Source organism: Streptomyces sp. NPDC052036 (assembly GCF_040680495.1).
GTDB lineage: Bacteria > Actinomycetota > Actinomycetes > Streptomycetales > Streptomycetaceae > Streptomyces.
The window spans coordinates 1-25,883 of record NZ_JBFAWW010000031.1 but is presented as its reverse complement, the minus strand read 5'-3'; the positions used below and the strand labels follow the sequence as shown (position 1 = coordinate 25,883).

The window sequence follows — 25,883 nt, the reverse complement described above, 5'->3', positions numbered from 1 at the left end:
TCTTCTGCGGGCAGCACCGTTCCGCCCGGCGGCGTGCCGGGCGCGGATTCCGGAGGGCCCGCCCTCAGGCGGCGGGGGGCGGAAGAACGAGTGCGTCCGAATGCATGAGCGACACCTTAGGCAGCCGTGCCGCGGACGGACAAATCCCTGTCCGCGCCGCCGCTCGCGACCGGCTCCGGCGAGCCCTTCGTGGGCGCCGAGGACTGGGCGATGAACGCCCCCGCCAGGACCACCGCCCCACCGGCCAGTTGCGGCGCCGAGAGGTGCTCGCCGAGCAGCACCCAGGCCAGCACGGTGGCGATCACCGCTTCCAGGCAGGCCACGACGCCGGCCACCTGGGGAGAGAGCCGGCGCACGGACAGCACGCCGGTGACATAGGCGAGGACCGTGGCGATCAGCACGATCCAGGCCAGCAGCAGAACGGCCGGGACCGGGGTGCCGTTCATGTCCGCGCTGCCGGCGAGGACGGACCAGTCCATGGTCCACGGGCGGGCGACGACCGTCAGGACGACGGCCCCGATCAGCAGTCCGTACGCGATGACGCCGAGCGGGTCCGGGGCTTGCTCACCCGCCTCGGTGCCCTGGTCGGCCAGGACGAAGTAGCCGACCTGGCAGCAGGCGGCGCCGAGCGCGAGCAGCACACCGACGGGGTCGAAGCTCAGCCCCGACCACACCTCCACGACACAGGCGAGTCCGCCGACCGCCAGGACCACGCCGACCGCCGCGGCGCGGGTGACGGGCCGCCGTTGCACGAGGCGCACCCAGCCGAGCACGAGCGCGGGCGCGAGGTACTCGATGAGCAGGGCGACGCCGACAGGTATACGGGAGAGGGCGGCGAAGTAACAGGCCTGGACCCCGGCCACGGCGAGCAGCCCGAAACCGGTGAGCAGTGCGGGGCGCTCGCGCAGCAGCGCGCGGTGGCGAACGGCGAGCGGGAGAACCACGAGCGCGGCGCCCGCGACCCGCAGCCACACCACATGGAGCGGGTCGAGGCCTGCCTGGATCAGCGGCTTCGCCGCGACACCGGACCCGCCGAAGGCGAGCGCCGACACAAGGGCGAGCCCCAGGCCGACACCCCGGTCACGGCTGCCCCGATTCCCCTGAGACGTGTGCATCGGCACATGATGACAGGCGTCGACATGAGCGTCACCCCGGATAGCACCTGTCTCAGGGGACGGACGGACGCGGCATCTCCTTCAGCGGCGGACCCGGCCCTGCCTCAGGGGCTGGATGCCGGGGCGTCCGGCAGCGGCCCCCCTCGGCCGGGCGGCACCCGCGGCGACGGGAGCACTGTCGGCCACACCCCGTCCCCGCCCCGGGCCTCCTCCGCATCCAGGGGCCCGGCGGCGTAGTCGTCCACCGTCGTCCCCGCCTCGATGCGGGCCCGAAGACCCGCCACGTCGACGCCCGCGCGGCCGAGGACCTCGACGGCCCGCGCCCCGGGGTCCGTCAGGATCGCCGCGAGCAGATCCAGCCCCTCTGCGCGTGCGGCGCCACGCCGGACCGCGCGACCGTAGGCCGCGGTCAGGGCGCTCGCCACCGCCGGGGACCAGCGTTCCGGTTCACAGAGCACTGGCAGGGCACCGGAGTCCTCGACCGTGCTCTGCCAGCGCAGGCCGTAGCCGATGGCCCGCTGGACCAGATAGCCGAGCAGCCGTGCGATCTGGGGACCGTCGAAGACGGCCCGCACCTCGGCGTCGGACTCCACGAGAGTGTGCAGGAGGTGCGCCGTGTCGGTCTGCCGGTCACCGTCGCGCACCGCTCTTCTGCGGGCACCCGCGACCACCGCTGCCAACTCGGCGGTGAGTCTGGCATCGTGGTGCGTGCGGTGCTCGCCGGACTCGGCAGCCGGCCGCTGGGAATGACGGGGTGGCACATCCCCTACCCCATCAGTCCCGGCGACCCGGGTCATCCCCGGTGGGCAGCATCTTCGCATCCGACACAGGTTGGGGAAGGCTGACCGGGTTCTCCTCCTTACGGATGAGATCACGCCGTTTTCCCTGATGAACCGCGCGCCGCCTTGCCCGGGGCCGCCATGGGAACCGCTCCCGCATTTCCTGGCGATCCATCAGTATTGAATGTTCGGGAGCCCCCGGCTACCTTCCGCGACACCGTAGCTGCGCCCGACGCAGCAGCCGACACCAAGGGGTGGTCGCATGGCCGAAGTCAGCGCGGAAGCACATGTCGAGGCGCCCGCCGAGAAGGTGTGGACCCGGCTGACCGACTGGTCGTCGTACGGCGAGTGGAACGCGACTCACACCGCCTTCCCCGGCGGCGGCCCGGCAACCTTGGAAGTAGGCGGGACCTTCGAGGAGAACATGAAGCTCATGGGCTTCCCGGCCGAGGTCGTCTGGACCGTCGAGGAACTGGTGCCCGGCCGTGTCCTCGCCATCCGCGGCAAGGGTCCGATGGCCGTGACCGTCGCCACGCGGTACACGCTGACACCGGAGGGCGAGGGCACCTCGGTACGCATCGACGGGGAGTTCACCGGCGCGGCGGTCTCCCTCATGGCGGGCAAGCTGAAGGACTCGGCGACGGCCGCGCTGAACGAGTCGCTGCGCCGACTCGGGTCGCTGGTGTCCTGAGGGGGCGGACGGGTGTCCCGATGGGACGGACGCGAAGGCGCCCGGCGACGGATGTGCCGCCGGGCGCCTCCTGGGGCGTGACCCGCTGTGCTGCCTCAGTCCTCGTCGGCGAGGATCAGGTACAGCTTCTTGCGGGCCTCGTTGATGACCGCGAGGGCCTTCTCCCGCTGCTCCTTGCTGCCGGCCTTCCAGACCTGGCCGAACGCCTCCATCAGACCGAAGCCGGCCTGCCGGATCTCGTGCAACGCCTCCCAGTCGACACCGCGCGAGGCCTCCTCCCAAGGCGCCTCCGGGCCCTCCTCGGCCGCGGCGCGACCCGCCTCGGTGAGTGAGAAGAGCTTCTTGCCGCCCTCGCTCTCGCTGGTGATCAGCCCCTCGTCCTCCAGCAGTTGGAGGGTGGGGTAGACCGAGCCGGGGCTGGGCTTCCACGTCCCGCCGCTGCGCTCGGCGATCTCCTGGATCATCTCGTAGCCGTGCATGGGCCGGTCCTTGAGCAGGGCCAGGATCGAGGCCCGTACATCACCGCGCCGCGCCCTGCCGCGCGGTCCGCCCCGGCCGCGTCCGCCCCAGGGGCCACCCGGTCCGAAGAAACCGGGTCCCCCGAATCCGGGGCCGCCAGGGCCGCCGGGGCCGCCCGGCCCGAAGGGCCCGAAGGCCGCACGCCGCATGTCGAAGCCGCCGCGGGCGCGATGACCGGGGCCGCCCCGGTGCCCGTGCCGTTCGAATCCGAAGTCCTCTTCGTGGGAACGCATCGCCATCACTCCATCCTTCTTTGATCTGTCGCGATATCTCAACGATATATCGGAAGAGCTCGCATGACAAGACCCTGAAGCGCGGGGCCGCCTGTCCCGTCTTCTGCGATCCGGCTCCGATCTCAGTTGAGCTGGTCCGGTTCGCTCTTCGTCTCAGGCGGTCCGGTCCGTCGATGCCGCTGTCGATGCGGGATGACAGGCCTCGCCCATGAGTCGGAACCGCGTATCCGCACGTCGCAGCAGCCCGCCTGGCAGGCCGCCCGTACCGCGCCCGTGACCGGAACTGTGGCTTCCACCATGGCTCGGCGCTCGCGTCCCTGATGGGGTGACCTGATGCGCAAAGTCACTGGCCTTCTCCCGGCCCTCGCCGCACTCCTGCTGCTCACGGCATGCGGATCCGAACAGGTGGGCACCCCCGGCGCAGCCGCCCCCGCGTCCGGGACCGCCGTCACCGCCCCTCCCGTGGACGGCGTCCGGATCACTTCGATGACCGTCCCGTCCGCCACGCCCGCCCCCGACTCCGACGGGTTCTCCGTCCACGCCGATCCCCTCCCCACCGGTGACTCCGGGATCTCGGCGGCCTACGAAGTCACCAACAACGGCACCGAGGCGCTGACGTACACGATCCTGTTCGACTTCACCACGGACGCCGGCGAGGTCATGGGCAACAGCCAGGAGACCGTGCGCTCGGTAGGCCCCGGCGCGACCGAGCGCGGCACGGTCCGGCTGGGGGTGCTGGCCCCCGGAGCGTCCCGGGTGACCCGCGTCAAGGTCTCCCGGGTGACCAAGGTGCCCGCCGCCGAGGCGCCGCCCGCGTCCGGCGAGTGCCCGCCCTCCGGCATCCGCCTCACCATCGATGACGGCGACGCCGCGATGGGGCTGCGCGTGGTGGGCCTGCACCTGGAGAACTGCGGGAAGCGCGACTACCCACTCGACGGCTATCCGCTCCTGGAACTGCTGGACGAGAACCTTTCACCCGTCCAAGGCGTCCGGGTCATACATGGCAGCGGCGGCATCAGCACAGGTACCGGATTCGACGAGCCGGCCCGCCCGCTGGTCCTGAAGCCGGGCGAGAGCGCCCTTTCGGGCCTCATGTGGCGCAACACCACCGAGTCCGGCGCCGCCGTCAACGTCCCCTACGTCAGGGTGCGAGCCGAGCAGGGCGCCGATCCTGTGACCGTGACGCCCAACCTCGATCTCGGCACCACCGGCAAGCTGGCCGTACGCGCCTGGACGCGCCCGTCGAAATAGGACCCCGCCGGCTGGTCCGGTCCGTGGGTGGGTGCGGAGGCTGGGCAAGCCGCGCCCGGCCCGGCCCGCGCCGTCGCAGCGCGCCGGAAAAAGTCGGAGGCGTCGCCCGCGCGTCTCGTACCATCGGCCTGCACCGACCCGTCGAGCATCACCAAGGACTTTGTGAATCACACAGATCTCCACGCCAAGGCCCCCTCGCTCGCGGCCGGCATGGCCGCCGCCGATCACAGCCCCGACGTCCAGCTGACCCAGACCCGCCACCGTGCCGCACTCGTGGCGAGCTGGCAGATCGCGCCCGGCTCAACCGTCCTCGAACTGGGCTGTGGACAGGGCGACATGACCGCCGTCCTCGCCGAGGCGGTCGGGCCCGAGGGGCGAGTGGTGGCCGTGGACGTGGCCGAACCCTCCTACGGGGCGCCGGTCACGCTCGGGGAATCGGCGGCCCGGCTCACGGCGGGCCCGCTCGGGCCGCGTATCGACTTCCGCTTCGGCACCGATGTCCTCGACCCTTCGGTCGACTTCCCCGACGGCACCTTTGACCATGTGGTGCTCGCCCACTGCTCCTGGTACTTCGCTTCGATCGGACAACTGCGGGACACCCTGGCCCGGGTACGGTCGTGGGCGCGGCGACTGTGGTTCACCGAGTGGGACTTGACGCCCGCCTCCGACGACCAGCTGGCGCACCTCCTCGCCGTACTGATCCAGGGGCAGATCGAGGCCGCGGGATCGCCTGGCCAGGGCAATGTGCGCACGCCCTTCTCCCGTGAGGCGCTGCTGCGGCTCCTGCCCGAGGCCGGATGGACGGCCGACGGCAGCGGGTCGGTCGACACCGAAGAGCTTCAGGACGGCGACTGGGAAGTCGCCGCCTGCCTCGACCTGGCCGGCGCGGAGGAACGTCTGGCCGTGCTGTCCGAGCCGGTGCGGCAGCTCGTCCTGAGCCAGGCCGACGTTCTGCGGGCCGTCGCCAAGCCGCTCGGCAACCGCGCGCTCGGCGCGTATACGGTCACCGCGCACTGACCCACCGCCCCGGCGGCCGGCCGGTCACCGTGCAGTTGAGATCGGCCGGCCTTCGGCGAGACGGGCCGTTCGGGTCCAGCCACTCGGCATTGGTCTTGGTCCGGCTCGTCCGGCGCGGTCTAACGTCGGCCCATGCGGATTCGAATCGTCGACGCCTTCACCGACCGCCCCTTCACCGGCAATCCGGCCGGAGTCCTGCTCCTCGACGCGTTCCCCGAGGACGACTGGCTCCAGAGCGTGGCCCGCGAGGTGAACCACGCCGAGACCGCGTTCGCCCGCCCTCTGCCCGACGGCGGCGAGGCCGACTGGGCGCTGCGCTGGTTCACGCCCGCCACCGAGGTCGCCCTGTGCGGCCACGCGACCCTCGCCACCGCCCATGTGCTGCACACCACGGGCGCCCACGACGGCCCCGTGCGCTTCGCCACCCGCAGCGGGGTACTGAGCGCCGAGCCGCACGAGGACGGCTCCATCACCCTGGACTTCCCCACCGCACCGCTCACCCGTGCCGAGATCCCCGAGGGTCTCGCCGACGCCCTCGGCACCGAGCCCCTCACCGCGTTCGACACCGGTCCGGCCATCGGCGACCTGATCGTCGAACTCCCCGACGAGAAGTCCGTGCTCGATCTCGCCCCCGATCCCAGGGCGCTCGGCCGCCACTCCGAGCGAGGCGTCATCGCGACCGCCCGCGCCGAGGACCCCTCCCGGGGCTACGACTTCGTCTCGCGCTGCTTCTTCCCGAACGTCGGCATCGACGAGGACCCCGTCACCGGCAGCGCCCACACCGCCCTGGCCCCCTACTGGTCCGAGCGCCTCGGCCGCCCGGACCTCGTCGGTCTGCAGGCCTCGCCCCGCTCGGGCCGCGTCCGCACCGCACTGCGCGGCGACCGCACCCTGCTCACGGGCCGTGCGGTCACCGTCATCGAGGGCGAACTCCTCGGCTGACGCCGCCGCCGGCCCTCACGCAGTGGGCAGCCAGCCCACCTTCCCCGCCAGCAGCGCGTACCCGACGAACGCCCCGATGTCGAGCAGCGAGTGGGCCACCACCAGGGGGCCCACCCGCCCCCAGCGCCGGTACAGCCAGACGAAGACCACGCCCATCGCCATGTTGCCGAGGAAGCCGCCGACGCCCTGGTAGAGGTGGTACGAGCCGCGCAGCACCGCGCTGGCCACCAGAGCCGTCCCGGGGGTCCAGCCCAGTCGGCCGAGCCGGCGCAGCAGATAGCCGACGACGATGACCTCTTCCAGGACCGCGTTCTGCACCGCCGACAGCACCAGGACCGGAAACTTCCACCACACGTCGGGCAGGGCCTCCGGCACCACCGTGAGGTTGGCGCCGAAGCCCCGGGCGGCCAGATAGAACGCGATGCCGGTGGAACCGATCACCGCGGCGATCACCGCCCCGCGGCCGAGGTCCGGCCAGGGCCGTGTGCGGTCGAAGCCGAGCGTGCGCAGCGACGAACCCTCGCGCAGCAGGAGGTGCGCGACGAGGGCGACCGGCACGAGCGCCGTCGCGATTCCGAAGAGCTGCCAGGCGAGATCGAGCCAGGGCCGGCCGGGTGCGGCCGAGGCGTTCAAGGTGGCCGCCTGGTCCTTGAGACCCCCCGGCTTGGTGACCGAGCCGACAAAGCTGATCAGCGCGGACACTCCGCTCGCACCGAGCGACAATGCCAGCACCAGCAGCGTCTCGTCACGGAGAACCCGTCGCGTCGGCTGCTCCGCCGGAAAAGAATCGGCCACCGACCCTGCCTCCACCTGCACTCCCGCCTCCTGTTGCGCAATGAGCGATCCCGCCGCGTCCCATCTTCGCCCCGTCAGGGTCTCGAAAGAAGTTACGAAGATCGCGTGCGACAGGCCGTGGGGCGGACGCCGCACGGAGCGCGCACACCGTACAGGGCGCACATGCTCTACGCGGCGCCTCCCCTCTGTTGTGCCATACGGCTGCCGTACGGCACCGGCTCAACTGGGCGCGACAAGGTTCTACGGGAAGGGGCAGGCAGAGGGCAGGGGAGGTCGCTCAGCCCAGCGGCACCGGTTCCCGTAACCCGACCGGCCAGGTGTGCACCGGCTCGCCCAGGTGCATCAGCTGGCCGTACCGCCGGGTCGTCGCGGCCAGTGCGGCGTCCCGGTCGAGCCCCTGCTCCAGCGCCCGGTGGAAGGTGGCGGACTGCCAGGTCGCACCGTTGGTCCTCAGCCGGCACCGCTCCTCGATCACACCGAGGTACAGGTCCCGGTCGGCCGGCTCGACACCCCACGCGTCGAGCCCCGCCTCGGCGAGCGGCAACAGTTCGTCGCGCACCAGGTCCACGGCATCCACCTCGACGATCCCGCCGTACCGCCCGCGCCGCGGCCATTTCAGCCGGGCGTCGATGCCGTAGCGGCAGGCGTTGTCGAAGTTGGCGGCGGCGGCCTCGAACGGCAGCCGCGCCCACACCGGCCGCGCGTCCTCGGCGAGGGCGCGCACGACGCCGTAGTAGAAGGCCGCGTTGGCGATCACGTCGACGACGGTGGGTCCGGCGGGCAGTACCCGGTTCTCCACCCGCAGATGCGGGACGCCGTCGGCGATGCCGTACACCGGCCTGTTCCAGCGGTAGACCGTGCCGTTGTGCAGGACGAGTTCGGCGAGCTTGGGTGTGCCGCCCTCGTCGAGGACCTGCAAGGGGTCCTCGGGGTCACAGATCGGCAGCAGCGCCGGGAAGTAGCGCAGGTTCTCCTCGAACAGTTCGTAGGCCGAGGTGATCCAGCGCTCCCCGAACCAGGTGCGCGGCCGTACCCCCTGCGCCTGAAGTTCGGGCGGCCGGGTGTCGGTGGACTGCTGGAACAGCGGTGGCCGGGACTCGCGCCACAGTTCACGCCCGAACAGGAAGGGCGAGTTGGCGCCGACGGCGATCTGCGCCGCCGCGACCGCCTGCGCGGCGTTCCACACGTCGGCGAACCGCGCCGGGGTCACCTGAAGGTGCAACTGGACAGAGGTGCAGGCGGCCTCGGGCGCGATCGAACGGGAGGTGCACACGAGCCGCTCCACCCCGTCGATGTCGAGGGTGAAGTCCTCGCCGCGGGCGGCCACGATCTGGTCGTTGAGCAGGGTGTACCGGTCGACGGCGGACAGGTTGGAGGAGACCAGGTCGTCACGGTCGAGCGTCGGCAGAATACCGATCATCACGATGCCGGCGTCGACCTCGTTCGCTTTCCGGTGAGCATAGGCGAGCGAGGTGCGCAACTCCTCGGTGAGCCGGTCGAATACCCTGCCGCCCAGCGGGTGTGGAGCTATGTTGACTTCCAGGTTGAACATGGCGAGTTCTGTTTGGAAATCCCGGCTGGCAATCCTTTCCAGTACTTCCGCATTCATCATCCGCGGCATGCCGTCGGGTCCGGCGAGATTCAATTCGATCTCCAGACCCATGAGATTCTTCGGACGATCGAACCTCTCCTCCTCCAGCAGTCGCGCAAGTCCCGTCAGACACCGCCTGAGCTTGTCGCGGTAGCGCTGACGATCGGACAGGTCGAACGCCCCTGCCACGACCTTCTCTCCCATCGACTACGTCCCTCCTAGGATGGGCAGGCCGACGTCCCGGCCCCTGCTGTCCTCGGGTCACGGTGGATGATGCCCCGGCAACGCGATCGATAACGCCCCCGTGCGCGGCCGCCACCCGCTAGGCTGGTGGGAAGCGGCACCGGGCACATTCCCCCGGCATGCGGCGGTATGCATTTTCAGGGCGCAACCCTGTCGTAAAAAACGTCGACGCGAATCGGCCGACCGTCACGGACGAGTAATCCGAGGTCGTGCCTGGTGAGCCCGCTCGATATCGGGATGAATCCCCGCCAATCAGCGACCGGATATTGCCTTGCTCGTCATCCGCGGGACGACTAGACGAAACATTGCATGAACATGTGTCGTATAAACTTTCCGCACGAGGCAGAGAGAGTTGGCGCACGCGGTCCTGAGGCCTGTCGTCGAAGCGCCTCCATTCGTCCGGGCACCGTTCCCCCCGCTCCTCTGACCCCGAGAGCTGACAGCGACGTCCGCCCGCCCCTTCCCGCACCGCCCCCCGCGCCACTGCCTGTCGAATGAGAGGCGACCCACCATGCTCCTGCATGTCCCCCCGGCACCCGCGCCCGCTCTCCGTTCCGTCCTCACGGCACTCGGTTCCCCCACCGCGGTCCAGGAGGCTCGTACCCCGTCCCTGCGAGCCGCCCAAGGACCCGCGTCACCCGAACTCCCGCTGCCCGTGCACGTACTGGACCGGATCACTCCCACAGGCGAGTGGGTCACCCGGCTCGCGGGGTGGCGCTTCCTCATCCGCTGCGGGGACCGCCCCGTCGCCGCCGCCGAGACCATGCTCACCCCTGACGGCTGGGCGTTCTCGCACTTCTTCGAAGGCCCCTACATCGCCGCCACCGAACGTGCCCTGCGCCAGGCGGAGGAGGCGGCGACCCAGCCCTACCAGGCCCGGCTGCTGTCCGTACCGAAGCTGTACATGCTCACCCTGTGGCTGCACGGCGACTGCTCCGCCGACGGCGCGTCGGGCTCCCTGGCCGCGACCGATCTCCTGGTCCCGCTCGCCCCGGCCCCGCCCGGGATAGCGGCCCACCGTCCGCACGTCGTCGCCGACCTCCTGCCGGTGCTCACCCTGCGCATGACACCGGCCCCGCTGCTCGGCTCGCCCGCATAGGACAAGCCCGACCCGACCCGTGCCACCCGTGCCCCGCCGCCGGAAACGGCCGCGGGGCACGTGCCGTGCATGGTCAGACACCCCCTGGACGGGCCTAGCCCCTTCCGGCCATCACAAACCACCCGAAGTGAGGGGGGAGTTGGGCTGAACCGTCCGCACGGGTGACGCGTCATGAACCTGTGAGAACCGGTGCAGCCAAATGCCTGCGGATCGACAGCCGTAGGGCAAGACTGGGTCCGGACCGTATCGCCGACGGGGGGCGGCCATGAACGACATGACAAGCCGCAGGACAGACACGGCAGCCATCTCACCCATCACGACAGAGCGAAAGATCGCATCCATCATGTGCCAGCACCAGCCACCGTGCCCCACCGCCGAATCCGCCGACCGGGAGTCCGCCCGTCTCGTGGCGCACCACCCGGAGCAGGGATGGAGCCTGCTGTGCAACGGCGTTCTGCTCTTCGAGGACACCGGTGAGCTTCTGCCCGACGGCCAGATCATCGCCCCGCACCGCCCGCTGGGCATCGACCAGGTGATGAGGGCCGCCTGAGCGGCGCGCCAGGGGCAGCCACTGCCCCCTGACGCAAGGGGCAGACACTGCCCCTGACACGAGGGGCCGGCCGGAGACATACGCTCCGCACCGGCCCCGACGCATGCCCTACGCCGATCACTCCTCGTAAGCGTCCAGCGGCGGGCAGGAGCAGACCAGGTTGCGGTCGCCGAAGGCCTGGTCGATCCGGCGCACCGGCGGCCAGTACTTGTCCGCGGTCGACACACCGGCCGGGAAGACGGCCTCCTCACGCGTGTACGCGTGCTCCCACGTGCCGCCGAGCGCCGCCGCGGTGTGCGGGGCGCCCCGCAGCGGGTTGTCCTCGGCGGGCCACTGGCCCGAGCCGACCTTCTCGATCTCGGCGCGGATGGCGATCATCGCGTCGCAGAACCGGTCGAGTTCGGTGAGGTCCTCGGACTCGGTCGGCTCGATCATCAGCGTGCCGGCCACCGGGAACGACATGGTGGGCGCGTGGAAGCCGTAGTCGATCAGCCGCTTGGCGACGTCGTCGACGCTCACGCCGGTCGCCTTGGTCAGCGGGCGCAGGTCGACGATGCACTCGTGCGCGACCAGACCGCCGGGGCCGGTGTAGAGCACGGGGTAGTGCGGCTCCAAGCGCTTGGCGATGTAGTTGGCGGAGAGCACCGCCACCTGCGTGGCCCGCTTGAGGCCCTCGCCGCCCATCAGCCGGACGTACGCCCACGAGATCGGCAGGATGCCCGCCGAGCCCCACGGGGCGGCCGAGATCGGGCCGACACCCGTCTCGGGACCGGCCGCGGGCTGCAGCGGGTGGTTCGGCAGGAACGGCGCCAGGTGAGCGCGCACACCGACCGGGCCGACGCCGGGGCCGCCGCCGCCGTGCGGGATGCAGAACGTCTTGTGCAGGTTGAGGTGCGAGACGTCACCGCCGAAGTGGCCGGGCTTGGCGAGGCCGACCAGGGCGTTGAGGTTGGCACCGTCGACGTAGACCTGCCCGCCGGCCTCGTGCACGGCGGCGCAGATGTCGGCGACGTGCTCCTCGAACACACCGTGCGTGGACGGGTAGGTGATCATCAGCACCGCCAGCTCGTCGCGGTACTGCTCGATCTTGGCGCGCAGGTCCTCGACGTCGATCTCGCCGTCCTCGGCGGTCTTCACGACGACGACCTTCATACCGGCCATGACGGCGCTGGCGGCGTTGGTGCCGTGCGCGGAGGACGGGATGAGGCACACGGTGCGCTGCTCGTCGCCGTTGGCGCGGTGGTAGCCCCGCACCGCGAGCAGACCGGCCAGCTCACCCTGCGAACCGGCGTTGGGCTGGAGGGAGACCTTGTCGTAGCCGGTGACCTCGGCGAGCCGCTCCTCCAGCTCACGGATGAGCGTGAGGTAGCCCTCCGCCTGGTCGGCGGGCGCGAAGGGGTGCAGCTGCCCGAACTCGGGCCAGGTCACCGGCTCCATCTCGGTGGTCGCGTTGAGCTTCATGGTGCAGGAGCCCAGCGGGATCATGCCCCGGTCCAGCGCGTAGTCGCGGTCGGCCAGCCGGCGCAGGTAGCGCAGCATCGCGGTCTCGGAACGGTGCTGCTGGAAGACCGGGTGCGTGAGGTAGGCGTCGGTGCGCCGCAGCGTCTGCGGCAGCGTGTCCTCGGTCGTCACATCGAGCGCCGCGACATCACCGTCGACGCCGAAGGCGGCCCAGACGGCGCCCAGCTGAGCCCGCCCGGTCGTCTCGTCACAGGCGATCGAGACATGGTCGGCGTCGACGAGACGCAGGTTCACACCCCGCTCGCGGGCGGCGGTGACAACCGCGTCGGCCCGGCCCGGCACCCGTACGGTGAGGGTGTCGAAGTAGGAACCGTGGACGACCTCGACCCCGCCTGCGGTGAGTCCCGCGGCCAGGATCGCGGCGTACCGGTGCGTGCGCTGCGCGATGGTGCGCAGGCCCTCGGGCCCGTGGTAGACGGCGTACATCCCGGCCATCACCGCGAGCAGCACCTGAGCGGTGCAGATGTTGCTGGTCGCCTTCTCCCGGCGGATGTGCTGCTCCCGCGTCTGCAGCGCCAGCCGGTACGCCTTGTGGCCGTCCGCGTCCACGGACACGCCCACGAGCCGGCCCGGCAGGCTGCGGGCGAACTTCTCGTGCACGGCCATGTAACCGGCGTGCGGGCCGCCGAAGCCCATCGGCACACCGAAGCGCTGGGTGGTGCCGACGGCGATGTCGGCGCCCAGCTCGCCGGGCGAGGTCAGCAGCGTGAGCGCGAGCAGGTCGGCGGCGACGGTGACGAGCGCGCCCAGCCCATGTGCCTGCTCGATGACCGGCCTGATGTCGCGTACGGCACCGGAGGCGCCTGGGTACTGGATCAGTACGCCGTTGATCTCGCGCTCGGCGACCTCGGCCGGGATGCCGTCGCTGAGGTCGGCGACGACGACCTCGACCCCGGTGGGCTCGGCACGGGTCTCGATCACGGCGATGGTCTGCGGCAGCGCGTCCGCGTCGACCAGGTACAGACCCTTCTTGTTCTTGCCCATGCGCCGGGACAGCGCCATCGCCTCGGCGGCGGCCGTGCCCTCGTCGAGCAGGGAGGCACCGGAGGTCGGCAGGCCGGTGAGGTCGGCGACCGTGGTCTGGAAGTTCAGCAGCGCCTCCAGCCGGCCCTGTGAGATCTCCGGCTGGTAGGGGGTGTACGCGGTGTACCAGGCCGGGTTCTCCATCACGTTCCGCAGGATCACCGGCGGCGTGAAGGTGCCGTAGTACCCGAGACCGATCATGGAGTCGAGGACCTGGTTGCGGTCGGCGAGCGAGCGCAGCTCGGCCAGCACCTCGGCCTCGGTGCGTGCGCCCGGCAGGTCCAGGGCGTCGGCGTTCTTGATCACATCCGGGACCGCGGCGGCCGTGAGCTCGTCGAGCGAGCCGTAGCCGACGTGCGCGAGCATCTTCGCCCGCGCCTCCTGGTCGGGCCCGATGTGGCGGTGCTCGAAGGGCGTACCCTGCTCGAGCTCGGAGAGCGGAATGCGATGGGCGGTCATTGCGGAGGCCTCCTGGTCTGACGCGACCTTCGAGGGGCACCCCGGCACGGGTACCCCGACGGCCTCCCCCTCTGTCATCTCGACCTGAGAGCTTCACCGGTCCGCCCGAAGGCGCTCCGGTTTTCACCGTCGGTGAGAGCGGGAGCCGTCGACACCCGCCCTGCTTTCCAGAGTGACCTCGTCCGTGCGGTACGTGTGCCTGAGAGATTCCGGGGAGGGTTTGCTCCTTCGGCGCCTCCGGATCGCTCCGGGGGGCTCTCCCGCACGGGGTCGACAGCCGTTTGCCAGCCTACCAGCGGGGACAACGAGACAGCCTTCGAGTGGCCGCCGTGCTGATTGTGCTCTTTTGTAGTGCTGACGGATGTGTTGCGACCAGTTGGAGGGACCGTGCAGACCGATATCGATCCGCGGAATCTGATAGGCCGCAAGGCGTTCGACCGCAATGGCATCAAGCTCGGCACGATCGACGAGATCTATCTCGACGACGCGACCGGGGTGCCGGAGTGGGCGGCCATACGTACGGGTCTGTTCAGCAGGGACGCGTTCGTGCCGCTGGAGCCCAGCCGGCTGGTCGAGGGCGCGCTCTACGTGCCCTTCGAACGTGCGTTGATCAAGGAGGCACCCGACTTCGGCGTCGGGCGGCACCTCTCCCCCGAGCAGGAGCTGCAGCTCTACCACCACTACGGCCTCGACGTGGCTCCTCCGCCCGCGCCGCCGGACCGTGACTTCGGGCGGCTGGCCAAGCCCGACGGGGCCTGAGGGCGGGCCTCCACGGCGGGCGAGCCACCGCGCAGGGCAGGCGGATTCCGCGAGCCGGCGGCGGTACGCACCGGGCCGGGCGCAATGTCTCCTTCGCCGGGCGGCTTGTCTCGCCCGGCTTCGTCGCGGTGCCGTCGCGCTGCCTTCCGACGCCGCCATGCCGCCGCTTTCGGCAGATTCCAGGGGCCGTCACGCCCCGCTGCCGGCCGCCGTCGACCGCGTCCCGGCGGCCTCGGATCCTGCCGCGGCGGCCTCCGAGCTCTCTTCAGCGGCCTCGGGGCCCGCTTCGCCGGCCTCGGGTCTTCGGGGTACCAGGGGCAGCGGATCCGCCGGCTCCAGGAGGGGATCGTCGGTGCGGAACGTGCGCACGCGCCCCGGCCCCGAGTCGGGCGTCTCGAACCGTATCGTCACCCTGCCCAGCCCGCTGCCCTGCACCCAGCCGTGCCCGTGGTCGGCGTGCCGCACGTCCTGGCCCGCGCGCCAGACCGGCTCGGCCGGTGCCTCCGGCATCTCATGTCGGGCGTCGGCGGGCTCGGCGACGGCCTCCTCCTCCGAACCTTCCTCCGCCACCGCCTCCCCGGCCGACAGATGCGCCTGGGCGAACAGATCCTCCTGGGTGTAGTCGGCGAGCCCGGTGACGCCGACCCCGAGCAGCCGCACCCCGCCGGTGGTGTCCACGGACTCCAGCAGCCGCCCGGCCGCCTCCCGAACCACCGCGGGGTCGTCCGTGGGTCCGCGCAGGGTCTCGGAGCGGGTCAGGGTCGAGAAGTCGTACCTGCGCACCTTCAGCACGATGGTCCTCCCCGACAGCCCGGCGTCCCGCAGCCGCCGCACACAACGGTCCGCGAGCCGCCGCACCTCCAGCCCTACCCGGACCCGGTCGTGGATGTCGACGTCATACGTGTCCTCGACCGACACCGACTTCGCTTCCCGCTCCGCGACGACGGGCCGCTCGTCCCGGGCCAGGGCCATGGCGTACAGCGCCTGCCCATGGGCCTTGCCCAGCAGCCTGACCAGCTCGTCCTCGCCCGCCTCGGCGATCTCGTCGACCGTGGTGATCCCGGCCCTGCGCAGATGGTCCCCGGTGGCGGGCCCGACCCCGGGCAGCGTGCGCACCGACATCGGGCCGAGCATCGCCCGCTCGGTGCCCGGCGGGATCAGCACCAGGCCGTCCGGCTTGGCCTGCTCGGAGGCGATCTTGGCGAGCATCTTGGAGGCGGCGAGTCCCACCGATCCCGTCAGACCCGTGACCGACCGGATGTCCGCGCGCAGCCTGACCCCCACGAGCCGTGCCGACTCCTCGTCCCAGGCCGTTCCCCCGGCCTCCAGGTCAACGAACGCCTCATCGAGGCTCAGCGGCTCCACCAGCGGCGACAGAGCCCTCAGCAGTGCCATGACCTGCTCGCTGATCTGCCGGTAGAGCCCGAAGCGCGGCGTCAGATACGCGGCGTTCGGCGCGAGCCGGCGTGCCTGGGCCATCGGCATCGCCGAGTGCACTCCGAACACACGCGCCTCGTACGACGCCGTCGCCACCACACCGCGGGGCCCCAGCCCGCCCACGACGACGGCCTTCCCGCGCAGGCTCGGCTTGGCTGCCTGCTCCGCCGAGGCGTAGAAGGCATCCATGTCGAGATGCAGGATCGTGGGCGCGGTTCTCACATCTCCGATGCTGCCCTACGCCACTGACAACGCGACCCGTGGTCGCCGCGCGTGTCAGACCGCCCGATTGCGGCGCCGCGCCAGCTCGTCCTCAGGGTTGTGGCCGACGATCGTCTCACCGGTGTCGATCCGCTCCCCGTGCAGCTGCGACAGGGCGCTCTCCACGTCACGCCACACGACGCCCACAGCGATGCCGAAGATGCCCTGACCGCCCTGGAGCAGGGCGTGGACCTCGTCCGGCGAGGTGCACTCGTAGACCGTCGCGCCGTCGCTCATCAGCGTCATCCGCTCCAGGTCGCAGAAGCCGCGCTCCCTGAGGTGCTGGACGGCGGTGCGGATGTTCTGCAGGGACACGCCGGTGTCGAGGAAGCGCTTGACGATCTTGAGGACGACGACGTCCCGGAAGCTGTACAGCCGCTGGGTCCCGGACCCGTAGGCAGGGCGCACGCTCGGTTCGACGAGACCCGTTCTGGCCCAGTAGTCCAGCTGCCGGTAGGTGATGCCCGCGGCGGCGCACGCCGTGGGACCGCGGTAGCCGACGTGCTCGGACGCCGCCTCCGCCTCGCCCGGCACGGCCGTCGGCCGTTGCGGGGCGCAGCCGGCCGCGTCGCCGTGATGAGGGCATGCCCCGCCCGCGCGGAGCCGAGAGCTTGGAGGAGGGTACGGACCGCTCTCTCCCAGACTGTGTCCGGGAGCCCCCCCTGCCGTACCGCCGCCGCTGCTTCTCACGCCGACCTCCGTCCTTGACCTGCCCTCTCGACGGTAGGCAGTCGCCAGGGGTGCGTCAACGATCGCCACACTCGGCACGCCGAGTGATAATCACCCTAGGAGTGGTTTCCCGTGCCCCACCGCGGGGAAAGGCTAGCCGAATGCTCTGGCGGCCGATCGTGAGATGTCGTACAGACCATCGAGCGGTGGCCGCGGCTGCCAAGTGTCCGCCTGCCGCGTCCGGCTTCACGGCGACTCATCGCCGAGCCCCCGGCTCCACAGCGTGACCTGCACGCCCCCAGTCCCCCGGTCCTTCTGCACACCTGTTGCGGTGCAGTCGGCCGCACCCGTCAGACCCCCGCACTCCACCCCACGGCATCCGGCGCTCACCGCACGGTCTCCGCGCCCTGCGGAGGTGCGGGCCGTCTCGGCCCGCTCACGGAAGCGACCACGGAGCCCGGATGCCCGGTCACCCCGGGGCACCCCGCGCGCGGCGCGACCGCTCCTCGGCCCAGCCACCCCGTGCGCCAGGCCCTGCGGGGCCCTGTCACTGGCTGCTCGTACCGAAATCCTCGGGAGAGATCTGGTCGAGGAACTCGCGGAACTTCTCGACCTCGTCCTCCTGCTCGTCCGGGATCGCGATACCCGCGTCGTCCAGCACCCCGTCACTGCCGTAGATCGGCGTCCCGGTACGCAGAGCGAGCGCTATGGCATCGGAGGGCCGGGCGCTCACCTCGACGCCGCTGGCGAAGACCAGCTCCGCGTAGAAGACGCCTTCACGCAGATCCGTGATGCGTACCTCCGTGAGCTCCTGACCGACGGCTTCCAGCACGTCCTTGAACAGGTCGTGCGTCAGCGGTCGCGCGGGGGCCATGCCCTGCTGGGCGAACGCGATCGCCGTGGCCTCCCCGGGGCCGATCCAGATGGGGAGGTAACGGTCGCCTCCCACTTCACGCAGGAGCACGATCGGTTGGTTGGAGGGCATCTCGACCCGGACACCTACGACATCGAGCTCGTTCACACAGCAACCCTAGGCCGTGGTCGGGATGTTTGGGTAGTCGGGCACAGAACGACGGGCTGATCCGCCGACGGCGAACGCTCCGGTTCAGGGCAGCCGCACACCCAGCGCGGCCTGTACCAGCGCCGCGTGCAGCTTGACCGCCAGCCCGGCCAGCTCCTTCGTACGGGCTTCGGCGTGCGCCCTGGTTTGCGGGTTGCGGTGCCGGCGCAACGGAGCGACCACCTGGTCCACCAGACCCGCCTCGCGGTCCGCGGCGGCCTTCATCACCCGCAGATGGCGCGGCTCGATGCCATGGCGGCCCAGTTCGGCCAGCAGAGTGGCCAGCGTGACGGCCTCGGCGTCGTAGATCCCCTCCACCAAGGGCGTGACCAGGCCGTATGACTCCCACTCCGCGAGCTGCTCGGCGCTGATCCCGGCGGCCGTCATCAGTTCGTCGCGGTCGATCCGCGCGGCCGGGGTGGCCTCGGGCTCGCCCAGGAGGTCCTCCAGCAGTTCCCCGTCACCGGCGTCACGCGGGCGGCCCAGGGACGGCAACCGCACCTCTTCGCCCCGTTCCAGGGCGTCCAGGTGCTCGCGGATGACCTTGAGCGGCAGATAGTGGTCCCGCTGCATCCTCAGCACATGACCGAGCCGCTCGACGTCACGCGCGCTGAATTTGCGATACCCCGAGGGGGTGCGCTGCGGCTCGATCAGCCCCTCCGACTCCAGGAAGCGGATCTTGGAGACGGTGACTTCGGGGAATTCCTCGCGCAGCACGTTCAGCACGGTGCCGATGCTCATCAGCCCGCGGTCCGGGGCGACGGTGCCACTGTCGGCACCGCCGCTCGGTGTGTGAAGCATGGGACCTTCCCTGGAGTCCCCCCGGACGGAGTCTGGGGGACGGTCAGATGCCCCGCTGGTTGGCGTAGAAGACCAGTCGGTACTTGCCGATCTGGACCTCGTCACCGTTGTGGAGCAGGACCTGGTCGATGCGCTCACGGTTGACGTACGTACCGTTGAGGCTGCCGACGTCGGCGACCGAGAACGAACCGTCCGGGCCCCGGCGGAACTCCACATGGCGGCGCGACACCGTCACATCGTCGAGGAAGATGTCGCTCTGCGGATGACGCCCCGCCGTGGTCAGGTCGCTGTCCAGCAGGAACCGGCTGCCCGAGTTGGGGCCGCGACGCACCACCAGCAACGCCGAGCCGAACGGCAGCGCGTCGACCGCCGCCTGCGCCTCCGGGGAGAGCGTGGGCACGGCCGTCTGGCCGGTCACCTCCGCGTCGTACGCCTCCAGACCCGAGATGGAGATCGTGGACGTGGTCTCGGACGCGCGCTCCGGAACCGCCCCGGGCCGAAGCGGCGCGCCGCAGTTGGAGCAGAAGCGGCTGTTCTCCGCGTTGCGGTGGCCGCACCTCGTACACACCAGGGCCGACATGTCCCCGGAACCTATGGGGCCGGAGGCGCCAGGGTCAACAGACGGCGCGCCCTGGCCTCCGGAAATGTCACCACCCGGACCAGCGACCTGGTCCCGGAACAGCGGGCGCTGACCCTCCGCGTCTTGTGGCTGTGCGCGATGACGGGCAGACGCGTTGTCATTGCCCTCTCGCGCGCTCTTGCCGAACAACTTCGCAAACAACTTCACGGGCGATTCCCCTTGACCGAAACAGACCCGCCCGTGGGGCAGGACGAACCCTGATTGCATACACCGGCCGACCCGGACACCTTCACAACGTCCGTATCCACCAGACAGTTTCCACCACGCACCACCCATTCGGTGCGCCGACCCCCCGCAACCTGATGCCCTCGCCGGATGGGCTCCATGCACTCCCGGTTCACTGGGAGGACGACCGAGCGTAGTCAGGCTGCTTCGCCGCCCGCAAGGCGTCGACGACGATCTTCGTCGAACGCTCCACGGTGACCGTGGCCTGCTCCTTCTCGAGGGTCTGCACCACGCCTCCCGGGATGTTGAGCGCCGGCTCCAGGTCCTGCGGCTTGCCGATGACCTTGAAACGATAAGGCTGGGTGATCTTGTTCCCGTCGACGCTCACGCTCTTGCCGGAATCCGACAGATAGGTGCCGGCGACGACCCGTACGCCGTTCACCTCTATGGCCTCCGCACCGGCAGCGCGCAGCTCCTGGATCGCGTCGAGCAGCATGTCCGCCTGGACCGTTCCCTTCGTGTCCCCGATGGTCATCGTGATGCCGGGGCCCTGTGCCGCCACCGTGCCCGCAAGGATGCCGAGTTGCTTCTCCTTCTCGGCGGTCTGCTTGCGGGCCTCCTCGGCACGGTCCGAGCTGTTCTCCAACTCGGCCCGTTGATCTTCGAGCCCCTGCTTCTCGTCCTGAAGACGCTGCGTGCGGTCATCCAGTTCATCGAGGATGCGAACAAGATCTTCCTGGCGTGCGCCGCGCAGAGCGCTGCTTCCGTCGCTGTTGGACGCGACCTGCACGGCCAGGCCGAAGCCCAGGCCGAACAGCAGCAGCGCGACGATGAGTTGGGCCCGAGTGACCCGCGGCGGCCACACGCTCTTCGCCAGGCGCTGACGGCCGGTCACCGCGGCAGCCGACGGCTCGGCCCCCTCGGGTGTCCGCGCGGCCCCAGGAGCCGGCGCAGGGATCTCCTGCGGAAGTTCCCGGCGCAGCCGGTGCTCGTGCCCCTGCCCGCGCCCGGGCTCGGGACCTCGCTCCTGCCGAGGACCGCGCTCATCCTGGGAGCCCCGCTGATGCTGGGGACCACGCTCGTGCTGGGGACCCCGCTGATGCTGGGGGCCTCGCTCGTGCCTGGAGTCCTGCGGGCGGGCGGGGTCCTGCCGGCGGCCGGGGCCCTGCTCGCGTGCAGCGTCCTCCTCCTGCCGAGGCTCCGGCTCATGCCCGGGACCCCGCTGATGCCGGGGGTGCAGTTCGTGCCGGGGAGCCCGCTCATGCCGGGGGTGCAGGTGGTGCCGGGGACCCGGCTCGCGGCCAGGGCCTTGCTCTCGCTCGGGTTCCTGTTCCTGCCCGGAGTCCTGCCCGCGCCGGGGATCCTGGCTCTGCTCGGAGTCGTGCTCGGGCCCCTGGCCGTGCTCGGAGTCGTGCTCGGGCCCCTGGCCGTGCTCGGAGTCCTGCTCGCGCCCGGGATCCTGCTCAGGCCTGGGGGTCGCGTCGTCGTTGCTCATCCGCCTCACGCCCGGAACACGTGCCGGCGGATCGCCGCGGCGTTGGAGAAGATCCGGATTCCGAGGACGACCACGACACCGGTCGACAGCTGCGCGCCGACGCCCAACTTGTCGCCGAGGAACACGATCAGCGCCGCCACCACCACGTTCGACAGGAACGACACGACGAACACCTTGTCGTCGAAGATGCCGTCGAGCATGGCCCGCAGACCGCCGAACACGGCGTCCAGCGCTGCCACGACGGCGATCGGGAGATAAGGCTCGACGACTGCTGGAACCTCGGGCCGGACCAGCAGGCCGACCACGACTCCGACGACGAGGCCCAGTACGGCGATCACGATGTGCCCTTCCCTGTGCTCTGTTGTGCTGTACGTACGATCACACTTGGTGCCGCGGGCAGCCGGACGTCGCCCTCGGTGGAAATGGCCGTCCGGATCCCGTAGTTCTGCTGCAGCGCATGCAGGTACAGCCCGTCGGCGCTGTTCTGGAACCTGGTGCTCAGCCGCTGGCCGTCCCCCACCGCGAGCACCGTGTACGGCGGCACCAGCGGTCTGTTGTCGACCAGTATCGCGTCTCCCGCGGCCCTGATCGCCGAGAGGGCCGTCAGCCGCTGCCCGTTGATCGCGATCGCCTCGGCCCCCGACTCCCACAAGCCGTTGACGACGCGCTGCATGTCGCGGTCGCGTACGCGACCGGTGTCGGAGAAGCCGGAGGTCTCGCGAGGGTTGCCGTCACCGCCCGTGGTGGCTTCCTTCGCGTCGTTCACGACGAGCTTCACGCCGGGGCCGTGCACGGCGACAGCACCCGACAGGATGCCCACGAGGTCGTTTCCGTCCCCCTGGTTCTTCAGGGCCGCACGCTGCCGCGCGCTCACGTCGTCGCGCAGGCCGTCGACCGAGGCCTCGAGCTTGTCCGCGGCCGCGGTCTCCCGCTGGATGCGGTCGATCAGTTCCTGACGCTCCTTGGCGACCGTCGGGGCCGCGATACGGGCCTGTGCGGCGCCCACGGTCACCACGAGGGCGGCGAGCACGAGCCCGGCCGCGAGACCGAGCCTGGCGCGCACCGTCCTGGGCATGCCACCGGCGCCCTCGGCCTTCTTCCGGGCGGCGGCCTCGGCGTATCCGTCGTCGAGGCTGTGATCCATGACGTTGGTGAGCAGCGACATGGACGCGTCAGGACGCGGGGGGCGCGTGAGTGTGCTCCGAACGGGGGGCGGCTGCGGCATGCCGCACATCGTCGCACGTCGCGCGTGATACCACCGAATGGCCCCACCGGCGTGCCGGACAGGCCCCCTTGAGGACACTTGTCCGGCACGCGCGCGTGGGGGTGTTTTATCGGCCGGCGCTCTCCACGACCGCCGACCACTCGTCCAGCAGGGCCTGCGCGGAAGCGTCGTCGGGGCCCTCGGCCCACAGATGCGTGACGGCTTCGGCGGGGTCGGGCAGTACCAGCACCCAGCGCCCGTCCGCCTCCACGACCCGCACACCGTCGGTCGTGTCGACAAAGCGCTCACCGGCCGCCTCCACGACCCGGCGCATCACGAGCCCCTTGACGGCCCACGGAGTCGCGAGATCACGCTTGAGGACGTGCGCCCGCGGAATCCGCGCGTCGATCTGGCTGAGGGTGAGCTGGGTACGAGCCACAAGCCCGATGAGCCGTACGAAGGCCGCCGTCCCGTCGAAGACGCTGCTGAACTCCGGCACGATGAACCCACCGCGTCCGTCACCGCCGAAGATGGTCGACTCGTCCCGTCCCACCCGCGTGAGGTCGTCGGGCGAGGTGGTGGTCCACTCGACCTGCGTCCCGTGGTACGCCGCCACCTGTTCGGCGATCCTCGTCGTGGTCACGGGAAGCGCCACCCGCCCGCTGCGCCGCTCGGCGGCCACCAGGTCGAGCATGACCAGCAGCGCCCGGTCGTCCTCGACGATCCGCCCCTTCTCGTCGACGAGCGACAGCCGCTCGCCCACGGGGTCGAACCGCACACCGAAGGCCGCCCGCGACGACGCGACGATCTCACCGAGCCGTACCAGCCCCGAGCGCCGCGTCTCGGCGGACTCCGTGGGCCGGGACTCATCGAGGCCCGGGTTGATCGTCAGCGAGTCCACACCCAGCTTGCCGAGCAGGCTGGGCAGCACGAGGCCGGCGCTGCCGTTGGAGGCGTCCACGACCACCTTGAGGCCCGACTCGGCGATGCCCGAGGTGTCGACGCTCCGCAGCAGCGAACCGGTGTACGAGTCGAAGACGCTGGACGGGAAGTACAGGTCTCCGATCTCACCGGGGAAGGCCCGCCGGTACTCCTGCCGCGCGAACACCCGGTCCAGCTTCCGCTGACCGGCCTGCGACAGATCGGCGCCCTGCCCGTCGAAGAACATGATGTCGACGGAGTCCGGCACACCGGGAGACGTCCGGATCATGATGCCGCCGGCGCTGCCCCGCGCGGTCTGCTGCCGGGCGACGGGCAGCGGCACGTTCTCCAGGTCGCGTACGTCGATGGCACTGGCCTGAAGCGCGGAGATGACCGCACGCTTCAGCGCACGCGCGCCACGGGAGTGGTCGCGGGCCGTGGTGACCGTGGACCCCTTCTTCAACGTGGTCGCATAGGCACCGGCCAGCCGCACCGCCAGTTCCGGAGTGATCTCGACGTTCAGGATCCCGGACACACCACGGGCGCCGAACAGATGCGCCTGGCTCCGCGACTCCCAGATGACCGAGGTGTTGACGAACGCGCCGGCCTCGATGGTCTTGAACGGGTAGACCCGGACGTTGCCCTGCACGATCGATTCTTCACCGATGAGGCATTCATCGCCGATGACGGCGCCGTCCTCGATCCGTGCCGCGCGCATGATGTCGGTGTTCTTTCCGACCACGCAGCCCCGAAGATTACTGTGCTGGCCGATGTACACGTTGTCGTGGACGACGGCCCTGTGCAGAAAGGCGCCGCTCTTGACGACGACGTTCGAGCCGACGACGGTGTGCTCCCTGATTTCGGCGCCGGCCTCGACCTTGGCGTAGTCACCGATGTAGAGCGGCCCGCGCAGCACGGCGTCCGAATGTACCTCCGCGCCCTCCGCCACCCAGACGCCAGGAGAGATCTCGAAGCCGTCGATCTCGACGTCGACCTTACCCTCCAGGACGTCGGCCTGCGCCTTCACGTAGCTCTCGTGGGTACCGACGTCCTCCCAGTAGCCCTCGGCGATATAGCCGTAGATCGGCTTGCCGTCCTTCATCAGCTGAGGAAAGACATCACCGGACCAGTCGACGGGAACATCCGGCTCGACGTAGTCGAAGACCTCGGGCTCCATGACATAGATGCCCGTGTTCACGGTGTCGGAGAAGACCTGGCCCCAGGTCGGCTTCTCGAGAAAGCGTTCGACCTTTCCCTCTTCGTCGACGATCGTAATGCCGAATTCCAGAGGATTGGGCACCCGGGTCAGACAGACGGTGACCAGGGCACCCTTTTCCTTGTGGAAGTTGATCAGATCGGTGAGGTCGAAGTCGGTCAGGGCATCACCGGAGATGACCAGGAAGGCGTCGTCCTTGAGTGCTTCCTCCGCGTTCTTGACGCTCCCGGCGGTACCGAGTGGCTTCTCCTCGTTGGCATAGGTGAGCTCCATCCCGAGCTCCTCGCCGTCACCGAAGTAGTTCTTGACCAATGAGGCCAGGAATTGAACCGTGACCACGGTTTCGTTGAGCCCATGCCTTTTGAGCAGCCTCAGCACATGCTCCATGATCGGCCGGTTCACCACCGGCAGGAGCGGCTTGGGCATGCTTGAGGTCATGGGGCGAAGGCGGGTGCCCTCGCCTCCGGCCATTACGACGGCCTTCATGTCGGAAGCGTCCTCCTCGAAGAGACGACGGTCCAGCCGACTTCACCCGTCTGGATTGTCCCGCAGTTTCCCGGCGCGGGCCTTCGATCCACGGGGCCGCCAATCGGCGAGCTCAATCGGCCTTGGCATCCGCTCGGACAAGGCGGCGGACCTGGACCACGTAGAGAACTCCTGCCCACCAGTACAGGGTTGTACCCCACCCGGCGAACGCCCATCCGAAAATAGCAGCGAGTGACGCGATCCAACCACTTCCGTCACTGAGAAGCAGCAGCGGGAAGGCGTACATCAAGTTGAAGGTGGCGGCCTTCCCCAGGAAGTTCACCTGGGGCGGCGGATACCCGTGTCGCCTGAGGATGCCCACCATCACCAGGAGGACCAGCTCGCGCGCCACCAGCACCCCGGTCAGCCACAGGGGCAGGATGTCGCGCCAAGTCAGGCCGACGAGCGTCGACGCGATGTACAGCCGGTCGGCCGCGGGGTCCAGAAGCCGGCCGAGGCTGCTGATCTGGTTCCAGCGCCGGGCGAGCTTGCCGTCCAGGTAGTCGCTGACCCCGCTCAGTACGAGGATGAGCAGCGCCCAGCCGTCGCTCTTGGGCCCGCCGAACTCGGGCCTGAGGATCAACCACAGGAAGATGGGCACGCCAACGAGACGCGCCATACTGAGGATGTTCGGGATGGTGAGGACCCGGTCCGTCTGGACACGGGTCTCCTGGACCTCCACCCGGGGGCCTCCTGCGGAAACGAGCCAACGATGCCCCCTGACCTTACCCGCCCCGTTCGCGTCGCGATGCGGAGGGGTCGGCATATCGTCCTGAACGCAGAAAGCCCCCGTGCCGAATGGCACGGGGGCTTTCTCAAAATTTGTTCGGCGGCGTCCTACTCTCCCACAGGGTCCCCCCTGCAGTACCATCGGCGCTGTAAGGCTTAGCTTCCGGGTTCGA

At 70.2% G+C, this 25,883-nt stretch carries 23 protein-coding genes, 1 rRNA gene and 1 riboswitch; of the genes, 7 read left to right on the top strand and 17 right to left on the bottom strand.

The window, feature by feature from the left end:
* Positions 1 to 116: 116 nt before the first annotated feature.
* Complete coding sequence (locus AB0L95_RS31335) at positions 117 to 1,121, bottom strand: EamA family transporter (protein WP_365167377.1); 1,005 nt, start codon at positions 1,119 to 1,121, stop codon at positions 117 to 119.
* A gap of 98 nt (positions 1,122 to 1,219) precedes the next feature.
* On the bottom strand, positions 1,220 to 1,876 hold the full coding sequence (locus AB0L95_RS31330; protein ID WP_365167375.1) for a Clp protease N-terminal domain-containing protein: 657 nt from the start codon (positions 1,874 to 1,876) through the stop codon (positions 1,220 to 1,222).
* Positions 1,877 to 2,156: 280 nt separating this feature from the next.
* On the opposite strand from AB0L95_RS31330, the gene AB0L95_RS31325 reads away from it, so the two are divergent.
* Positions 2,157 to 2,585, top strand: coding sequence for an SRPBCC family protein (locus tag AB0L95_RS31325; protein WP_365167372.1), 429 nt, complete (start codon positions 2,157 to 2,159; stop codon positions 2,583 to 2,585).
* A gap of 95 nt (positions 2,586 to 2,680) precedes the next feature.
* On the opposite strand, the gene AB0L95_RS31320 is transcribed toward AB0L95_RS31325, so the two are convergent.
* A complete protein-coding gene (locus tag AB0L95_RS31320; RefSeq protein WP_365167537.1) occupies positions 2,681 to 3,337 on the bottom strand; it encodes a helix-turn-helix transcriptional regulator in 657 nt (218 codons plus the stop codon).
* A gap of 333 nt (positions 3,338 to 3,670) precedes the next feature.
* Between AB0L95_RS31320 and AB0L95_RS31315 the strand changes: the two genes are divergently transcribed.
* The 3 genes from AB0L95_RS31315 (at position 3,671) to AB0L95_RS31305 (ending at position 6,547) form a co-directional block, all read left to right on the top strand.
* Positions 3,671 to 4,588, top strand: coding sequence for a DUF4232 domain-containing protein (locus AB0L95_RS31315; RefSeq protein ID WP_365167369.1), 918 nt, complete (start codon positions 3,671 to 3,673; stop codon positions 4,586 to 4,588).
* A gap of 162 nt (positions 4,589 to 4,750) precedes the next feature.
* Positions 4,751 to 5,605, top strand: a complete 855-nt coding sequence (locus tag AB0L95_RS31310; RefSeq protein WP_365167367.1) for a methyltransferase domain-containing protein — start codon at positions 4,751 to 4,753, stop codon at positions 5,603 to 5,605.
* 132 nt (positions 5,606 to 5,737) lie between these two features.
* Positions 5,738 to 6,547, top strand: a complete 810-nt coding sequence (locus AB0L95_RS31305) for a PhzF family phenazine biosynthesis protein (protein ID WP_365167365.1) — start codon at positions 5,738 to 5,740, stop codon at positions 6,545 to 6,547.
* A gap of 15 nt (positions 6,548 to 6,562) precedes the next feature.
* On the opposite strand, the gene AB0L95_RS31300 is transcribed toward AB0L95_RS31305, so the two are convergent.
* Positions 6,563 to 7,363 carry a type II CAAX endopeptidase family protein gene (locus tag AB0L95_RS31300; RefSeq protein ID WP_365167362.1) on the bottom strand — a complete coding sequence of 267 codons (801 nt, stop codon included), beginning with the start codon at positions 7,361 to 7,363 and terminating at the stop codon, positions 6,563 to 6,565.
* A 256-nt stretch (positions 7,364 to 7,619) separates the two neighbouring features.
* The gene (locus AB0L95_RS31295; protein WP_365167360.1) at positions 7,620 to 9,137 is read right to left on the bottom strand and encodes a glutamate--cysteine ligase; all 1,518 of its coding nucleotides are present in this window, start codon (positions 9,135 to 9,137) and stop codon (positions 7,620 to 7,622) included.
* Positions 9,138 to 9,687: 550 nt separating this feature from the next.
* Between AB0L95_RS31295 and AB0L95_RS31290 the strand changes: the two genes are divergently transcribed.
* Together AB0L95_RS31290 and AB0L95_RS31285 are read left to right on the top strand one after the other, a co-directional pair.
* Entirely contained in the window at positions 9,688 to 10,275 is a 588-nt protein-coding gene (locus AB0L95_RS31290) for a hypothetical protein (protein WP_365167358.1), read from the top strand.
* Positions 10,276 to 10,618: 343 nt separating this feature from the next.
* Complete coding sequence (locus AB0L95_RS31285; protein WP_365167356.1) at positions 10,619 to 10,825, top strand: DUF5999 family protein; 207 nt, start codon at positions 10,619 to 10,621, stop codon at positions 10,823 to 10,825.
* A 117-nt stretch (positions 10,826 to 10,942) separates the two neighbouring features.
* Here AB0L95_RS31285 and gcvP read toward each other — a convergent pair whose 3' ends face one another.
* Positions 10,943 to 13,828 carry an aminomethyl-transferring glycine dehydrogenase gene (gene gcvP / locus AB0L95_RS31280; RefSeq protein WP_365167354.1) on the bottom strand — a complete coding sequence of 962 codons (2,886 nt, stop codon included), beginning with the start codon at positions 13,826 to 13,828 and terminating at the stop codon, positions 10,943 to 10,945.
* 177 nt (positions 13,829 to 14,005) lie between these two features.
* A riboswitch (glycine riboswitch) is annotated at positions 14,006 to 14,101 on the bottom strand.
* 114 nt (positions 14,102 to 14,215) lie between these two features.
* Here gcvP and AB0L95_RS31275 point away from each other — a divergent pair.
* Positions 14,216 to 14,587: a PRC-barrel domain-containing protein gene (locus tag AB0L95_RS31275; RefSeq protein ID WP_365167352.1), complete on the top strand. Its 372-nt coding sequence runs from the start codon at positions 14,216 to 14,218 to the stop codon at positions 14,585 to 14,587.
* Positions 14,588 to 14,776: 189 nt separating this feature from the next.
* Here AB0L95_RS31275 and AB0L95_RS31270 read toward each other — a convergent pair whose 3' ends face one another.
* The 11 genes from AB0L95_RS31270 to rrf all read right to left on the bottom strand — a co-directional run.
* Entirely contained in the window at positions 14,777 to 16,246 is a 1,470-nt protein-coding gene (locus AB0L95_RS31270) for a DNA polymerase IV (RefSeq protein ID WP_365167349.1), read from the bottom strand.
* A gap of 54 nt (positions 16,247 to 16,300) precedes the next feature.
* Entirely contained in the window at positions 16,301 to 16,975 is a 675-nt protein-coding gene (locus AB0L95_RS31265) for a MerR family transcriptional regulator (RefSeq protein WP_365167347.1), read from the bottom strand.
* 526 nt (positions 16,976 to 17,501) lie between these two features.
* Positions 17,502 to 17,975 (bottom strand): bifunctional nuclease family protein, encoded by a 474-nt coding sequence (locus AB0L95_RS31260; RefSeq protein WP_004002801.1) that lies wholly within the window; start codon positions 17,973 to 17,975, stop codon positions 17,502 to 17,504.
* Between the two features lie 84 nt (positions 17,976 to 18,059).
* Positions 18,060 to 18,815 (bottom strand): MerR family transcriptional regulator, encoded by a 756-nt coding sequence (locus AB0L95_RS31255; RefSeq protein ID WP_365167345.1) that lies wholly within the window; start codon positions 18,813 to 18,815, stop codon positions 18,060 to 18,062.
* 43 nt (positions 18,816 to 18,858) lie between these two features.
* The gene (locus AB0L95_RS31250) at positions 18,859 to 19,731 is read right to left on the bottom strand and encodes an FHA domain-containing protein (protein ID WP_365167343.1); all 873 of its coding nucleotides are present in this window, start codon (positions 19,729 to 19,731) and stop codon (positions 18,859 to 18,861) included.
* A gap of 61 nt (positions 19,732 to 19,792) precedes the next feature.
* Positions 19,793 to 20,602, bottom strand: coding sequence for a DUF881 domain-containing protein (locus tag AB0L95_RS31245; RefSeq protein ID WP_365167535.1), 810 nt, complete (start codon positions 20,600 to 20,602; stop codon positions 19,793 to 19,795).
* A 518-nt stretch (positions 20,603 to 21,120) separates the two neighbouring features.
* Positions 21,121 to 21,453 (bottom strand): small basic family protein, encoded by a 333-nt coding sequence (locus tag AB0L95_RS31240; RefSeq protein ID WP_019708255.1) that lies wholly within the window; start codon positions 21,451 to 21,453, stop codon positions 21,121 to 21,123.
* Positions 21,450 to 22,349 carry a DUF881 domain-containing protein gene (locus tag AB0L95_RS31235; RefSeq protein WP_365167340.1) on the bottom strand — a complete coding sequence of 300 codons (900 nt, stop codon included), beginning with the start codon at positions 22,347 to 22,349 and terminating at the stop codon, positions 21,450 to 21,452. Before AB0L95_RS31235 ends, AB0L95_RS31240 begins: the two co-directional genes overlap by 4 nt.
* Positions 22,350 to 22,446: 97 nt before the next feature.
* Positions 22,447 to 24,942 (bottom strand): mannose-1-phosphate guanyltransferase, encoded by a 2,496-nt coding sequence (locus AB0L95_RS31230; protein WP_365167337.1) that lies wholly within the window; start codon positions 24,940 to 24,942, stop codon positions 22,447 to 22,449.
* Between the two features lie 112 nt (positions 24,943 to 25,054).
* Entirely contained in the window at positions 25,055 to 25,663 is a 609-nt protein-coding gene (locus AB0L95_RS31225) for a CDP-alcohol phosphatidyltransferase family protein (protein ID WP_365167335.1), read from the bottom strand.
* Positions 25,664 to 25,805: 142 nt separating this feature from the next.
* A 5S ribosomal RNA gene (gene rrf, locus AB0L95_RS31220) occupies positions 25,806 to 25,883 on the bottom strand; the annotation flags it as partial.

What these genes read in the sequence shown, in the direction of transcription:
- AB0L95_RS31325 (WP_365167372.1), top strand. Translation starts at nt 2,157, where the DNA reads ATGGCCGAAGTCAGCGCGGAAGCACATGTCGAGGCGCCCGCCGAGAAG.
- AB0L95_RS31320 (WP_365167537.1), bottom strand. Translation starts at nt 3,337, where the DNA reads ATGCGTTCCCACGAAGAGGACTTCGGATTCGAACGGCACGGGCACCGG.
- AB0L95_RS31315 (WP_365167369.1), top strand. Translation starts at nt 3,671, where the DNA reads ATGCGCAAAGTCACTGGCCTTCTCCCGGCCCTCGCCGCACTCCTGCTG.
- AB0L95_RS31305 (WP_365167365.1), top strand. Translation starts at nt 5,738, where the DNA reads ATGCGGATTCGAATCGTCGACGCCTTCACCGACCGCCCCTTCACCGGC.
- AB0L95_RS31295 (WP_365167360.1), bottom strand. Translation starts at nt 9,137, where the DNA reads ATGGGAGAGAAGGTCGTGGCAGGGGCGTTCGACCTGTCCGATCGTCAG.
- AB0L95_RS31290 (WP_365167358.1), top strand. Translation starts at nt 9,688, where the DNA reads ATGCTCCTGCATGTCCCCCCGGCACCCGCGCCCGCTCTCCGTTCCGTC.
- AB0L95_RS31285 (WP_365167356.1), top strand. Translation starts at nt 10,619, where the DNA reads ATGTGCCAGCACCAGCCACCGTGCCCCACCGCCGAATCCGCCGACCGG.
- gcvP (WP_365167354.1), bottom strand. Translation starts at nt 13,828, where the DNA reads ATGACCGCCCATCGCATTCCGCTCTCCGAGCTCGAGCAGGGTACGCCC.
- AB0L95_RS31255 (WP_365167345.1), bottom strand. Translation starts at nt 18,815, where the DNA reads ATGCTTCACACACCGAGCGGCGGTGCCGACAGTGGCACCGTCGCCCCG.
- AB0L95_RS31250 (WP_365167343.1), bottom strand. Translation starts at nt 19,731, where the DNA reads ATGGGTGGTGCGTGGTGGAAACTGTCTGGTGGATACGGACGTTGTGAA.
- AB0L95_RS31235 (WP_365167340.1), bottom strand. Translation starts at nt 22,349, where the DNA reads ATGTGCGGCATGCCGCAGCCGCCCCCCGTTCGGAGCACACTCACGCGC.
- AB0L95_RS31230 (WP_365167337.1), bottom strand. Translation starts at nt 24,942, where the DNA reads ATGAAGGCCGTCGTAATGGCCGGAGGCGAGGGCACCCGCCTTCGCCCC.